Origin of the sequence: Oceanicola granulosus HTCC2516, from assembly GCF_000153305.1 — a bacterium.
GTDB lineage: Bacteria > Pseudomonadota > Alphaproteobacteria > Rhodobacterales > Rhodobacteraceae > Oceanicola > Oceanicola granulosus.
Genome location: NZ_CH724108.1, coordinates 278,440 through 291,967, shown reverse-complemented (window position 1 = coordinate 291,967; position 13,528 = coordinate 278,440). Strand labels below are relative to the sequence as shown.

Annotated in this window: 10 protein-coding genes; 7 read left to right on the top strand and 3 right to left on the bottom strand. The window is 69.8% G+C overall.

Annotated features, from left to right (window positions below):
• The first annotated feature begins 126 nt into the window (after positions 1 to 126).
• Together OG2516_RS13765 and OG2516_RS13760 are read left to right on the top strand one after the other, a co-directional pair.
• A complete protein-coding gene (locus OG2516_RS13765; RefSeq protein ID WP_007256312.1) occupies positions 127 to 1,845 on the top strand; it encodes a bifunctional sulfate adenylyltransferase/adenylylsulfate kinase in 1,719 nt (572 codons plus the stop codon).
• Between the two features lie 150 nt (positions 1,846 to 1,995).
• Complete coding sequence (locus OG2516_RS13760; RefSeq protein WP_007256311.1) at positions 1,996 to 2,628, top strand: MT-A70 family methyltransferase; 633 nt, start codon at positions 1,996 to 1,998, stop codon at positions 2,626 to 2,628.
• 120 nt (positions 2,629 to 2,748) lie between these two features.
• Here OG2516_RS13760 and OG2516_RS13755 read toward each other — a convergent pair whose 3' ends face one another.
• Both OG2516_RS13755 and OG2516_RS13750 read right to left on the bottom strand, forming a co-directional pair.
• Positions 2,749 to 3,480: a BglII/BstYI family type II restriction endonuclease gene (locus tag OG2516_RS13755; protein ID WP_007256310.1), complete on the bottom strand. Its 732-nt coding sequence runs from the start codon at positions 3,478 to 3,480 to the stop codon at positions 2,749 to 2,751.
• Positions 3,480 to 4,160, bottom strand: coding sequence for a GNAT family N-acetyltransferase (locus OG2516_RS13750; protein ID WP_007256309.1), 681 nt, complete (start codon positions 4,158 to 4,160; stop codon positions 3,480 to 3,482). The genes OG2516_RS13755 and OG2516_RS13750 overlap by 1 nt, the downstream gene beginning before the upstream one ends.
• Positions 4,161 to 4,353: 193 nt before the next feature.
• Here OG2516_RS13750 and OG2516_RS21000 point away from each other — a divergent pair, with 193 nt between their 5' ends.
• Positions 4,354 to 5,121: a L,D-transpeptidase gene (locus OG2516_RS21000; protein WP_007256308.1), complete on the top strand. Its 768-nt coding sequence runs from the start codon at positions 4,354 to 4,356 to the stop codon at positions 5,119 to 5,121.
• Positions 5,122 to 5,199: 78 nt separating this feature from the next.
• On the opposite strand, the gene aspS is transcribed toward OG2516_RS21000, so the two are convergent.
• Positions 5,200 to 6,978 carry an aspartate--tRNA ligase gene (aspS, locus tag OG2516_RS13740; protein WP_007256307.1) on the bottom strand — a complete coding sequence of 593 codons (1,779 nt, stop codon included), beginning with the start codon at positions 6,976 to 6,978 and terminating at the stop codon, positions 5,200 to 5,202.
• Positions 6,979 to 7,118: 140 nt separating this feature from the next.
• Between aspS and OG2516_RS13735 the strand changes: the two genes are divergently transcribed.
• The 4 genes from OG2516_RS13735 to OG2516_RS13720 all read left to right on the top strand — a co-directional run.
• Complete coding sequence (locus tag OG2516_RS13735; protein ID WP_007256306.1) at positions 7,119 to 8,318, top strand: SAM-dependent methyltransferase; 1,200 nt, start codon at positions 7,119 to 7,121, stop codon at positions 8,316 to 8,318.
• Between the two features lie 70 nt (positions 8,319 to 8,388).
• Positions 8,389 to 9,681, top strand: coding sequence for a glycosyltransferase family 87 protein (locus OG2516_RS13730; RefSeq protein ID WP_217598184.1), 1,293 nt, complete (start codon positions 8,389 to 8,391; stop codon positions 9,679 to 9,681).
• A 114-nt stretch (positions 9,682 to 9,795) separates the two neighbouring features.
• Positions 9,796 to 13,143, top strand: a complete 3,348-nt coding sequence (gene carB, locus OG2516_RS13725; RefSeq protein ID WP_040615868.1) for a carbamoyl-phosphate synthase large subunit — start codon at positions 9,796 to 9,798, stop codon at positions 13,141 to 13,143.
• A partial coding sequence (locus OG2516_RS13720; RefSeq protein WP_483466377.1) for a beta-xylosidase family glycoside hydrolase occupies positions 13,140 to 13,528 on the top strand: 389 nt, incomplete at its 3' end. The genes carB and OG2516_RS13720, both read left to right, overlap by 4 nt.

The window sequence follows — 13,528 nt, the reverse complement described above, 5'->3', positions numbered from 1 at the left end:
GCCATGCACCCGTGGACTATCTGCAATGCCGCAGGGGAATTCACCGTGGGGCCGCTTGATCCCGCCCCGACTCAGGGTCTAGGAGGCGCGCGATCTCACCCGTCCCAGCCAGAGTTGTCCGCGCCCATGTCCTCGTCCCTCGCCAACCTCGCCCCGATCCCCGAGCTCTACGTCTCCTACGAATCGGCCCAGAAGATGAAGGGCGAGGCCGCGCAGCTGACGTCGTTCGACCTCACGCCGCGCCAGATCTGCGACCTGGAGCTGCTGATGAACGGCGGCTTCAACCCGCTGAAGGGCTTCCTGTCGCAAGAGGATTACGACGGCGTCGTCGAGAACATGCGCCTCGCCGACGGCACGCTCTGGCCGATCCCGATCACCCTGGACGTGTCCGAGAAGTTCGCCGACAGCCTCGAGATCGGCCAGGACATCGCCCTGCGCGACCAGGAAGGCGTGATCCTCGCCACGATGACCGTCACCGACCGCTGGGCGCCCGACAAGGCGCGCGAGGCTGAGAAGGTCTTCGGCGCCGACGACAGCGCCCACCCGGCGGTGAACTACCTTCACAACCAGGCCGGCAAGATCTACCTCGGTGGCCCCGTCACCGGCATCCAGCAGCCGGTGCACTACGATTTCCGCGCCCGCCGCGACACGCCGAACGAGCTGCGCGCCTTCTTCCGCAAGATGGGCTGGCGCCGGGTCGTGGCGTTCCAGACGCGCAACCCGCTGCACCGCGCCCACCAGGAGCTGACCTTCCGCGCCGCCAAGGAAGCGCAGGCCAACCTGCTGATCCATCCGGTCGTCGGCATGACCAAGCCCGGCGACGTCGATCACTTCACCCGCGTGCGCTGCTACGAGGCGGTGCTCGACAAGTACCCGTCCTCGACCACCTCGATGAGCCTGCTCAACCTCGCCATGCGCATGGCGGGCCCGCGTGAGGCCGTCTGGCACGGGATCATCCGCCGCAACCACGGCTGCACCCACATGATCGTCGGCCGCGACCACGCCGGCCCGGGCAAGAACTCCGCCGGCGAGGATTTCTACGGCCCCTACGACGCGCAGGAGCTCTTCCGCGAGCACCAGGCCGAGATCGGCATCGAGATGGTCGACTTCAAGCACATGGTCTACGTCCAGGAGCGCGCCCAGTACGAGCCCGCCGACGAGATCGCCGACAAGGACGACGTCACCATCCTCAACATCTCCGGCACCGAGCTGCGCCGGCGCCTGGCCGAGGGGCTCGAGATCCCGGAGTGGTTCTCCTTTCCCGAAGTGGTCAGCGAGCTGCGCAAGACCCGGCCGCCGCGGGCCAAGCAGGGCTTCACGGTGTTCTTCACCGGCTTCTCGGGCTCGGGCAAGTCGACCATCGCCAACGCGCTGATGGTCAAGCTGATGGAGATGGGCGGTCGCCCGGTGACGCTTCTCGACGGCGACATCGTGAGGAAGAACCTGTCCTCCGAGCTCGGCTTCTCCAAGGAGCACCGCGACCTCAACATCCGCCGCATCGGCTACGTCGCCAGCGAGATCACCAAGAACGGCGGCATCGCCATCTGCGCGCCCATCGCCCCCTACGCCACTACCCGCCGCGCGGTGCGCGAGGACATCGAGCAGTTCGGCGCGTTCATCGAGGTGCACGTGGCGACCTCGATCGAGGAATGCGAGCGCCGTGACCGCAAGGGGCTCTACAAGCTCGCCCGCGAGGGCAAGATCAAGGAGTTCACCGGCATCTCCGACCCCTACGACGTGCCCGAGACCCCGGAGCTGCGCGTCGAGACCGAGGGCACCGACGTGGACAATTGCGCCCACCAGGTGATCCTCAAGCTCGAGAGCATGGGCCTGATCGCCGCCTGAGGCCCGTGTCGACTCCCGCAGGCCGGGCGACAGCCCGGCCTACGCCGCCACCTTTCGCCTTGCCACGCGCCGCGCCTGCCGCGTAGGTTCACGAAATGTTCGCCAAATGATGGCATGACTTTCGGGACCGGGTTCTTCTATATGTTGGCTATGACAGGCGACGCTTCCCAAGATCTGACGCGATTCCTCGGCGACGACCGGTTCGCCACCGTGCTGGCCGATCCGCCGTGGCGCTTCGCCAACCGGACCGGCAAGGTCGCGCCCGAGCACCGCCGCCTGTCGCGCTACCCGACGATGACGCTGGACGACATCTGCGCCCTGCCCGTCGCCGACCATCTCGAGGATCGGGCCCACTGCTACATGTGGGTGCCCAACGCGCTGCTCCCCGACGGGCTGCGGGTGCTCGCGGCCTGGGGCTTCGAGTACAAGTCCAACATCGTCTGGCACAAGGTGCGCAAGGACGGCGGCAGCGACGGGCGCGGCGTCGGCTTCTACTTCCGCAACGTGACCGAGCTGCTGCTGTTCGGCACCCGCGGCAAGAACGCGCGAACCCTCGCGCCGGGGCGGCGGCAGGTGAACATGCTCCAGACCCGCAAGCGCGAGCATTCGCGCAAGCCCGACGAGCAGTACAAGCTGATCGAGGATTGCTCGTGGGGGCCCTATCTCGAGTTGTTCGGGCGCGGCGTGCGCGAGGGCTGGACGGTCTGGGGCAACCAGGCCGACGCCGACTACAAGCCCGACTGGAAGACCTACGCCTACAACTCCTCCCTCGCCGCGGAGTAGGCCGGCCGGGCCCGATCGCCCCCCCGCCCCCTTCACCTGGCCGGAAATATGCCGGGGGAGCGCGAGGGGGCAGCGCCCCCTCGCTCCCGCCGTCCCCGCAGGCACCGCCGCCCGCCGCCCCTAGCCCCGCAGGATCGCGTCCGGCAGGCCGATCAGCAGCAGCGGGCACGGGTTGCCGACTCCGCGCCGCACCCGGTCCTCCAGCTTGCTCCAGTGCGTCGTGGCCGGGCCGAACTTGTCGGCGACGAACTTCTTCGAGAACGCCTCGGCGAACGGCACCCCGCGCGCCACCTGCGCCGCCACCGCGCGGCGCTGCGCGCCGGTGCGGCTGGCGAGGCCGAGCCGGTCGACATCCGCCTCCGCCGCCAGCCCCTGCCCCGCCAGCCAGCCCGAGATGCGCCCGAGCAGCGCCTCCTGCATCGACGCGCCGCGGGTGACGATGATGCCGACGGAGATCGCCGAGAGCGCGTGCAGGCGCTGGAAGTTCTCGAGGTCGCGGTCGAAGAACGGGTCCTTGTTGTTCCACTCGATCTCCAGCGCCAGCGTGCCGGCCGCGCCGAAGCGGACGTGGTCGACCTCGTGGCTGATCCCCTCCTGCTGACGCCCGTCGACGATTACCTGCACCGAGAAGCTGTGCTTGCGCCAGTTGCGGTCCGACAGGCTGTGCCGCAGCCGCCGGGTCTGGCCGCTCTCGCCGCCGCCCCGCCCGACGATCTCGGCCAGCTCGATCTCGAAGCCGAGCAGTTCCTCCACCAGCTCCGCCGTCTCGCGCGGGAAGTCGTGGGCGAGGATCGCCTCGGCGTGGTTGCGGGCGAGCACATCGAAGCCCGCCTGGCGCAGCGGCTCGAACATCAGCCCGGATCGCGCGCCGCGAGGAGCGGCGCGGTGAGGCTGCGCAGGGAGGTTCGCTGGCGGCCGTCGGCGTCGAAGTTGTCCGGGGCGAGCCAGCGGTCGAAGGCGTCGCGCAGCGCCGGCCACTCGGCGTCGATGGCGGCGAACCAGGCGGTGTCGCGGTTCTCGCCCTTCACCACCGTCGCCTGCCGGAAGATGCCCTCGTAGGACAGCCCGAACCGCCCGGCGGCGGCGCGGCTGGCGGCGTTGGCGGCGTTGCACTTCCACTCGAAGCGCCGGTAGCCGGCCTCGAAGGCCCAGCGCATCAGCAGGTAGACGGCCTCCGTCGCCTCGATCGTGCGCTGCAGGCGGGGCGCGAAGGTGAGCCAGCCGGTCTCGATGCTGCCCGCGCGCGGGTCGATCCGCATCAGGCTCAGGGTCCCGCCGAGCCGCCCGTCGCGCATCCTGACCGCGTAATGCAGCGGATCCCACGTCAGCCGCGCCGCCTCGACCCATCCCGCGTAGCTCTCGGGGCTGTGCGGTCCGGTCGGCAGGTAGCGCCAGACAGCGTCGTCCTCGGCCAGCGCCGCGTGCGGCTCGGGCGCGTGCGCATCCGCGAGCGGCTCGAGCGTGGTGTAGCGCCCGACCAGGGCGACGCGCGCCGGGAGCGGCGGCGGATGCCAGCCGACGAGCCGGCTCATGAGCGGGATCCGGCCCAGGGGCGCGGGAAAGCGGACGGACGGGGCATTGACGCGGACACTCCTGTTCACGAACAGGTGCCCATATCTGGCCGCGGGGTGCAACGTCGTGCGAAACCCGTGCGCGTTACCGGGCGTTCCTGCCCTCGGGATGCGCTTGGCGCCCCCGCCGCCACCAGGAGAGAGACAGAGTAACATGCCGAGCAGACGTCAATTCCTCGCCGCCGCAAGCGCCTTCGCCGCCCTGCCCGCCGCCCTGCGCGCCCACGAATTCGATTCGGGCGACCTGGCGACGCTGCCGCCGGAGCTCGCGCCGATGCGGGTGCGGATGCTGACCGACCTGCCCGTCGGCGAGATCCACGTCGTGCCCGACACCTACACCCTCTACTGGACCACCGCCCCCGGCGAGGCGATCCGCTACTTCGTCGGCGTCGGCCGCGACTCGCTCTACGAGAGCGGCATCTTCAACGTCGGGGCCAAGAAGGAATGGCCGTCCTGGACGCCGACGCCCGGCATGATCGAGCGCGAGCCGGAGAAGTACCAGCAATATGCCGACGGCATGCCCGGCGGCCCCGGCAATCCGCTCGGCGCGCGCGCGCTCTACCTGTTCCAGCCGGAGCGCGGCGACACGTATCTGCGCATCCACGGCACCGACAAGCCCGAGACGATCAAGCAGGACGTCTCCAACGGCTGCGCCCGTCTCGTCGACCGCCAGATCATCGAGCTCTACGACCGCGTGCCGCTCGACACGAAGGTCTACCTCTACGAGAAGGACATCCTGCCGCCCGTCGAGGTCGGCGAGGAGCTCGGACCGGCGCTGCCCCCGTCGGAGGAGCCGCTGCTCGTCGAGGCCGAGGCTGCGCCCGAGAGCGAGGCGATCGTCGAGGCCGAGGGCGGCGGCGGCGAGGAAGACCCGCTCGCGCGGCGGCTCAACGAGGTGCTCAACCAACTCGAGAGCGACTGACCCGGCTCACCTTGGAAAAGAGAAACGCCCGGCGGAGACGATCCGCCGGGCGTTTCTCTGTCCGTCACGCGGGCCGGCTCACTCTTCCGGCGGCAGCACCCGCAGGCGCAGCTCGCGGAGCTGCTCGTTGGTCGGCTCGGAGGGCGCGTCCATCATCAGGTCTTCGGCGCGCTGGTTCATCGGGAAGAGGATGACCTCGCGGATGTTGGTCTCGTCGGCGAGCAACATCACCACCCGGTCGATCCCGACGGCGCAGCCCCCGTGCGGCGGCGCGCCGTACTGGAAGGCGTTGACCATGCCGCCGAAGCGCTTGCGCACCTCGTCCTCGCCGTAGCCGGCGAGTTCGAAGGCCTTGAACATGATCTCCGGCTTGTGGTTCCGGATCGCGCCCGAGATCAGCTCGTAGCCGTTGCAGGCGAGGTCGTACTGGTAGCCGAGCACCTCGAGCGGGTCGCCGTCGAGCGCGCCGCGCCCGCCCTGGGGCATCGAGAACGGGTTGTGGCTGAAGTCGACCGCGCCGGTCTCCTCGTCCCGTTCGTACATCGGGAAGTCGACGATCCAGGCAAAGGCGAAGCGTTCCTTGTCGGTCAGGTTCAGCTCCTCGCCGATCACGTTGCGCGCGAGGCCGGCGACACGCTCGAAGCTCGACGGCTTGCCGCCCAGGAAGAAGGCGGCGTCGCCCTTGCCGAGGCCGAGCTGGGTGCGGATCGCCTCGGTGCGCTCGGGGCCGATGTTCTTGGCGAGCGGGCCCGCCGCCTCGACGCCGTTCTCGCCGTCGCGCCAGAAGATGTAGCCCATCCCCGGCAGCCCTTCCTTCTGAGCGAAGGCGTTCATGCGGTCGCAGAACTTCCGGCTGCCGCCGCCCGGCGCGGGAATGGCGCGGATCTCGGTGCCATCCTGCTCGAGCAGCTTCGCGAAGATGGCGAAGCCGGAGCCGGCGAAGTGCTCGGAGACCACCTCCATCTTGATCGGGTTGCGCAGGTCGGGCTTGTCGGTGCCGTACCACAGCGCGCTGTCCTTGTAGGAGATTTGCGGCCAGACCTCGTCGACCTTGCGGCCGCCGCCGAACTCCTCGAACACGCCCGTCATCACCGGCTGGATCGTGTCGAACACGTCCTGCTGCTCGACGAAGCTCATCTCCATGTCGAGCTGGTAGAAGTCGGTCGGCGAGCGGTCGGCGCGCGGATCCTCGTCACGGAAGCACGGCGCGATCTGGAAGTACTTGTCGAAGCCCGACACCATCAGCAGCTGCTTGAACTGCTGCGGCGCCTGCGGCAGCGCGTAGAACTTGCCCGGGTGCAGGCGCGACGGGACGAGGAAATCGCGCGCGCCCTCGGGAGAGGAGGCGGTGATGATCGGCGTCTGGTACTCGCGGAAGCCCTTGTCCCACATCCGCCGGCGCATTGCGGCGACGACGTCGGAGCGCAAGGTCATGTTCTTCTGCATCGCCTCGCGGCGCAGGTCGAGGTAGCGGTAGCGCAGCCGCGTCTCCTCGGGATATTCCTGATCTCCGAACACGATCAGCGGCAGCTCCTTCGAGGCGCCCAGCACCTCGATGTCGCGGATGTAGACCTCGATCTCGCCGGTGGGGATCTTCGGGTTCACCAGTTCGGCGGCGCGCGCCTTGACCACGCCGTCGATGCGCACGCACCATTCGGAGCGCACCTTCTCCACCTCGGCGAAGACGGGCGAGTCCGGATCGCAGAGCACCTGCGTGATGCCGTAATGGTCGCGCAGGTCGATGAACAGGACGCCGCCGTGATCCCGGACCCGGTGCACCCAGCCCGAGAGGCGAACGGTCTCGCCCACGTCGTCGCGGGTGAGGTCGGCGCAGGTGTGGGTGCGGAAGGCGTGCATGGTCGAAGGCTCCGGTGCGGGTTTCGCGCCGGTTGACCAAGTCGCGGCAGGTTAGTCAACCGCCTTCGGCATCAGGGGGCTGGACGCCCGCTGCGGCACACTTACAGTAAGTACGAGTTTAAGCACGACTAAATCGGCCCATGTGGAACAAAGCACTCGACCAGGCCCTCGCGCGCCTCTTCCGGATCGGCGCGCTGGAAGTGACCTATCCCGACGGCACCCGCCGCCGCTATGGCGAGCCCGGGGCCGACCCCGTGCGCGTCACCATCCGCGACGAGACCCTGCCCCGCCGCCTGCTGCTGACCCCGGACATGGCCCTCGGCGAGGCCTACATGAACGAGCAGCTGACGCTCGACGACGACGACCTGCGCGGCCTGCTGCTGCTGGCGCTGACCAACCGCCGTCGCGGCCACGACCCGGGCATCATGCGCGCCACCGGCCGCGCGCTCACCCCGGTGCAGCGCTGGCTGTCGCACAATTGGCGCGCCGGCTCGAAGCGCAACGTGCAGCACCACTACGATCTCTCCGGCGCGCTCTACGATCTCTTCCTCGACGAGGACCGCCAGTATTCCTGCGCCTACTTCCCCGAGCCCGACATGAGCCTCGAGGCGGCGCAGGAGGCCAAGAAGCGCCACATCGCGCGCAAGCTGCTGATCGAGCCCGGCGACCGGGTGCTCGACATCGGCTGCGGCTGGGGTGGCATGGCGCTCACGCTGGCGCGCGACTTCGGCGCGCGGGTGGTGGGGGTGACGCTGTCGGAGGAGCAGCACCGCATCGCGCGCGAGCGGGTGGCGCAGGCGCAGCTGTCGGACCGCATCGACATCCGCCTGCAGGATTACCGCGAGGTCGAGGGACCGTTCGAGCGGATCGTCTCGGTGGGCATGTTCGAGCATGTCGGCGCGACGCATTTCCGCGAGTACTTCGCCAAGGTCGCCGAGTTGCTCTCGCCGAAGGGCGTCGCGCTGATCCACACGATCGGCTCGTCCTCGCCGCCGCGCTCCACCTCACCGTGGATCCGCAAGTACATCTTCCCCGGCGGCTACCTGCCGTCCATGTCCGAGGCGACGCGGGCGATCGAGTTCGCCGACCTGACCATCACCGACGTCGAGGTCTGGCGGATGCACTACGCCCACACGCTGCGGCACTGGCACGACCGCTTCATGGCCAACGTCGACAAGGCCCGCGATCTCTACGACGAGCGCTTCTGCCGGATGTGGCGCTACTACCTGACCGCCTCCGAGGTCAGCTTCATCGCCGAGCGGCTGGGCAATTTCCAGTTCCAGCTGAGCCACGACAAGACCGCCGTGCCGATCACCCGCGATTACCTCTACGCCGACTGATTGCCGCCCCATCCGCGCCCGCTTTCGGCGGCATCGTTGCCGGCAGCGAGGCAGATGGGGGCGGTTCGCGGTGATTTACGACAGGATGCGCACGGCGCTCGTGATGGGCCTGATCTTCGCGGCGTTCGCGGCGGCGTCCTTCGCGATGTTCGCTGCCGATCCCTCGCCCGACCTGCACGCCACCTGGATCGCCGGCGAACTCTACGCCGCCGGCCAGACGGCGCAGGTCTATGCGGGCGACGCGCCGCTCTTCACCATGCGCCCCTCCGCCGGGGCCGAGGCCTACCTCGCGGGCATCGGCCACGAGGGCGCGGCCTACCCGTACGTCTACCCGCCGCTCTGGGCTGTCGTGGCCTCGTGGATCGCCCCGCACGTGCCGTTCGCGGCGGCCAAGCTCGCCGCCAACCTCGTCAACCCGCTGCTGATGGCCGGGATGGTGGCGCTCGCCGCGCGCACCGCACCGCGCGCGCTGCCGCTGCCGTTGCTGACGCTCGTGGGCTGCGCGGCGCTGCTGAGCTCGCTGCCCGGCGCAGTGGCGCTCGAGCAGAACCAGCCGCAGATCCTCGTCAGCTTCCTGGTCGTCGCCGCCATCGAGCGCGCCCGCGCCGGCAAGCCGCTCACCGCCGGGGCGGCGCTGGCGCTGGCGGCGGCGATCAAGCTCACCCCGGCCCTGCTGTGCCTGCTCTGGCTGGCCACCGGGCGACGGCGCGAGGCGGCGGCGTTCGTCGTCGCGGGCGGTGCGCTCGGGCTGCTCTCCATCGGCCTCGCCGGCTGGCCGCTGCACGCCGCCTTCCTCGCCGAGATCGACACGATCCGCCGTACGGTGCTGAGCACGCTGTTCACCTACGGCCTCGACCCGATCCTGGCGCATACCTTCTTCGGCGACGCCCTCACCCGCATCTCCGGCGACGGCGCCCTCGGCTGGCACGTGCACGCCAAGCCCGACGCCTGGGCCTTCGCCTCGAGCGCCGCGCTCCTCGCCACACTCGCCGGCCTCGCGCTCTGGATGCGGGCGCAGGCGCGCGGCAGCGGGGTCGACATGCTCGCCTGGCCCGTCGCGCTGGTGCTGCTGACGCTGCTGTCGCCACTCGCCTGGGGCTATCACTACCTCGCCGCGCTCGCCTTCCTGCCCCACCTCCTCGTGCGGCTCGGGCTGCGCGGCGGCCTCATCGCGGTGATCGCCCTCGTCCAGCCGGTCTCGCTCCACGCCCTGCGCCTCTTCGAAAACGTGCCGGCCATCCCGAACCTGCCCGCCGTCGCGGGCACGCTGACGATGCTCGCCTTCGCCGGCCTCTGCCTCGCCGCCATGCATCGTGCGCCCACCCGCACCGGCCCCGCACCCACGCAGGCACACCCCGCCTGACCCGGCGTCGCGGCGCGGCGGCGGGCGGGGTTGCACCCGGGGCGGCGCTGCCTATAAGGCGCATCAATTTGCCCGTGCCGAGGCAACGGTCCGGGCGTTGACGAGGGGTGCGACATGCCGAAGAGAACCGATATTCAGTCCATCATGATTATCGGCGCGGGGCCCATCGTCATCGGCCAGGCCTGCGAGTTCGACTATTCCGGCGCCCAAGCCTGCAAGGCCCTGCGCGAGGAAGGCTACCGCGTCATCCTCGTCAACTCGAACCCGGCGACGATCATGACCGACCCGGGCCTCGCCGACGCCACCTACATCGAGCCGATCACCCCCGACGTCGTCGCCAAGATCATCGAGAAGGAACGCCCCGACGCGCTGCTGCCCACCATGGGCGGACAGACCGGGCTCAACACCTCGCTGGCGCTCGCCGACATGGGCGTGCTCGAGAAGTTCGGCGTCGAGATGATCGGCGCCCGCCGCGAGGCCATCGAGATGGCCGAGGACCGCAAGCTGTTCCGCGAGGCGATGGATCGGATCGGCATCGAGAACCCCAAGGCCACCATCGTCACCGCCCCCAGGCTCGAGAGCGGCAAGCGCGACCTCAAGGAGGGCGTCCGCCTCGCGCTCGAGGCGCTCGAGGAGATCGGCCTGCCGGCGATCATCCGCCCCGCCTTCACGCTGGGCGGCACCGGCGGCGGCGTCGCCTACAACCGCGCCGAGTACGAGCATTACTGCCGCTCGGGCATGGACGCCTCGCCGGTCGGCCAGATCCTCGTCGACGAGAGCCTGCTCGGCTGGAAGGAATTCGAGATGGAGGTGGTCCGCGACAAGGCGGACAACGCGATCATCGTCTGCGCCATCGAGAACGTCGACCCGATGGGCGTGCATACTGGCGATTCCATCACCGTCGCCCCGGCACTGACGCTGACCGACAAGGAATACCAGGAGATGCGCAACGGCTCGATCGCCGTGCTGCGCGAGATCGGCGTCGAGACCGGCGGCTCCAACGTGCAATGGGCGATCAACCCCGAGGACGGCCGCATGGTCGTGATCGAGATGAACCCGCGCGTCTCCCGCTCCTCGGCGCTCGCCTCCAAGGCCACCGGCTTCCCGATCGCCAAGATCGCCGCGAAACTGGCCGTGGGCTACACCCTCGACGAGCTCGACAACGACATCACCGGCGTCACCCCGGCGAGCTTCGAGCCCTCCATCGACTACGTCGTCACCAAGATCCCGCGCTTCGCCTTCGAGAAGTTCCCCGGCGCCGAGCCCGAGCTGACCACCGCGATGAAGTCGGTCGGCGAGGCGATGGCCATCGGCCGCTCCTTCCACGAATCGATGCAGAAGGCGCTGGCCTCGATGGAGACCGGGCTCACCGGCTTCGACGAGATCGACATCCCCGGCGCCCCCGACAAGGCGGCGATCACCAAGGCGCTGGCCAAGCAGACGCCCGACCGCATCCGGGTGATCGCGCAGGCCATGCGGCACGGGCTGACGAACGACGATATCCACGCGGTCACCATGTTCGACCCGTGGTTCCTCGCCCGCATCCGCGAGATCGTCGACACCGAGGGGCGGGTCCGCGCCGACGGCCTGCCCGTGACCGAGGAAGGCCTGCGCCGGCTCAAGATGATGGGCTTCACCGACGCCCGCCTCGGCACCCTGACGGGCCGCGACGAGGGCCAGGTGCGCCGCGCCCGCGCCCGGCTCGGCGTCACCGCGGTGTTCAAGCGGATCGACACCTGCGCCGCCGAGTTCGAGGCGCAGACGCCCTACATGTACTCCACCTACGAGCACCCGGTGATGGGCGAGGTCGAGGACGAGGCCCGGCCCAGCGAGCGCAAGAAGGTGGTGATCCTCGGCGGCGGCCCGAACCGGATCGGCCAGGGGATCGAGTTCGACTATTGCTGCTGTCACGCCTGTTTCGCGCTGACCGACGCGGGCTACGAGACGATCATGGTCAACTGCAACCCGGAGACCGTCTCCACCGACTACGACACCTCCGACCGGCTCTACTTCGAGCCGCTGACCTTCGAGCACGTCATGGAGATCCTGCGCGTCGAGCAGGAGAACGGGACGCTGCACGGGGTGATCGTGCAGTTCGGCGGTCAGACCCCGCTCAAGCTCGCCAACGCGCTCGAGGAGGAAGGCATCCCGATCCTGGGCACCACGCCCGACGCCATCGACCTCGCCGAGGACCGCGAGCGCTTCCAGGCGCTGGTCAACGACCTCGGGCTCAAGCAGCCGAGGAACGGCATCGCCCATTCCGACGCCGAGGCCCTCGCCATCGCCGACGAGATCGGCTTCCCGCTGGTGATCCGCCCCTCCTACGTGCTGGGCGGGCGCGCGATGGAGATCGTGCGCGACATGGCCGGGCTCGAGCGCTACATCCGCGAGGCGGTGGTGGTCTCGGGCAAGAGCCCGGTGCTGCTCGACAGCTACCTCGCCGGCGCCACCGAGGTCGACGTCGACTGCCTCAGCGACGGCACGCGGGTGCACGTCGCCGGGATCATGCAGCACATCGAGGAGGCCGGCGTGCACAGCGGCGACAGCGCCTGCTGCCTGCCGCCCCACACGCTCGCCGCCGACGTGGTCGAGGAGCTCAAGCGGCAGACCGAGGCGCTGGCGCTGCGGCTCGGCGTGGTCGGGCTGATGAACGTGCAGTTCGCGGTCAAGGCCAACGAGGCCGGCGAGAACGAGGTGTTCCTGATCGAGGTGAACCCGCGCGCCAGCCGCACCGTGCCCTTCGTCGCCAAGGCCACCGACAGCGCCATCGCCTCGATCGCGGCGCGGCTGATGGCCGGCGAGCCGCTCGACAACTTCCCGCTGCGCGAGCCCTACCCGCCCGCCGAAGACCCGATGACGGTGCTGCCGCTGGGCAATCCGTTCACCCTCGCCGACCCGATCACGCCGTGGTTCTCGGTCAAGGAGGCGGTGCTGCCGTTCAACCGCTTCCCCGGGGTCGACACCCTGCTCGGGCCCGAGATGCGCTCGACCGGCGAGGTGATGGGCTGGGCGCGCAACTTCGCCCGGGCGTTCCTCAAGGCGCAGCTCGGTGCCGGCACGGTGCTGCCCGAGCGCGGCGCGGTGTTCATCTCGATCCGCGACGCCGACAAGGCCGAGACCATGCGCGAGGCCGCGGCGATGCTCGCCGAGCTCGGCTTCGCCATCCTCGCCACCCGCGGCACGGCGAAGTGGCTCGCCGGGCACGGGCTCGAGGCCGAGGTGGTGAGCAAGGCCTACGAGGGCGGCCTGACGATCCTCGACCGGATCAAGGACGGGCACGTCGACCTCGTCATCAACACCACAGAGGGCGCCGCGGCGGTCGAGGACAGCCGCTCCATGCGGGCGGTGACGCTGGCGGACAAGATCCCCTACTTCACCACCGCCGCCGGTGCCCACGCCGCCGCGCAGGCGATGCGGGCCCGGCAGGACGAGGAAGTCCGGGTGCGGGCGTTGCAGGGGTGAGACGAGGCGGCGTCGCCCGCGAACAGGTGCCGGCCCCGACCGACGCCACCCCGGTGCCCGACGCGGCGGTCGACTACGACTTCACCGGCCCGCTGTCGCTCGACTTCCAGTGGCCGCGCACGCCCGAGACGGACCGGATCTTCCGGCTCGAAGACGGCGCCCTGGTGCTGACGGGCCGCGAGAGCCTCGGCAGCTTCTTCGAGCAGGCGCTGGTCGCGCGCCGCCAGGAGCACTTCACCTACGCCGCCGAGACCGAGCTCGACTTCGCCGCCGAGACCTACCAGCAGGCCGCCGGCCTCACCACCTACTACAACCGCGGCAAGTTCCACGCCGCGCTGGTGAGACACGAGCCCGGCCTCGGCCGCGCGCTGACCATGCTGTCCTG

What these genes read in the sequence shown, in the direction of transcription:
- OG2516_RS13765 (WP_007256312.1), top strand. Translation starts at nt 127, where the DNA reads ATGTCCTCGTCCCTCGCCAACCTCGCCCCGATCCCCGAGCTCTACGTC.
- OG2516_RS13760 (WP_007256311.1), top strand. Translation starts at nt 1,996, where the DNA reads ATGACAGGCGACGCTTCCCAAGATCTGACGCGATTCCTCGGCGACGAC.
- OG2516_RS13755 (WP_007256310.1), bottom strand. Translation starts at nt 3,480, where the DNA reads ATGTTCGAGCCGCTGCGCCAGGCGGGCTTCGATGTGCTCGCCCGCAAC.
- OG2516_RS13750 (WP_007256309.1), bottom strand. Translation starts at nt 4,160, where the DNA reads ATGAGCCGGCTCGTCGGCTGGCATCCGCCGCCGCTCCCGGCGCGCGTC.
- OG2516_RS21000 (WP_007256308.1), top strand. Translation starts at nt 4,354, where the DNA reads ATGCCGAGCAGACGTCAATTCCTCGCCGCCGCAAGCGCCTTCGCCGCC.
- aspS (WP_007256307.1), bottom strand. Translation starts at nt 6,978, where the DNA reads ATGCACGCCTTCCGCACCCACACCTGCGCCGACCTCACCCGCGACGAC.
- OG2516_RS13735 (WP_007256306.1), top strand. Translation starts at nt 7,119, where the DNA reads ATGTGGAACAAAGCACTCGACCAGGCCCTCGCGCGCCTCTTCCGGATC.
- carB (WP_040615868.1), top strand. Translation starts at nt 9,796, where the DNA reads ATGCCGAAGAGAACCGATATTCAGTCCATCATGATTATCGGCGCGGGG.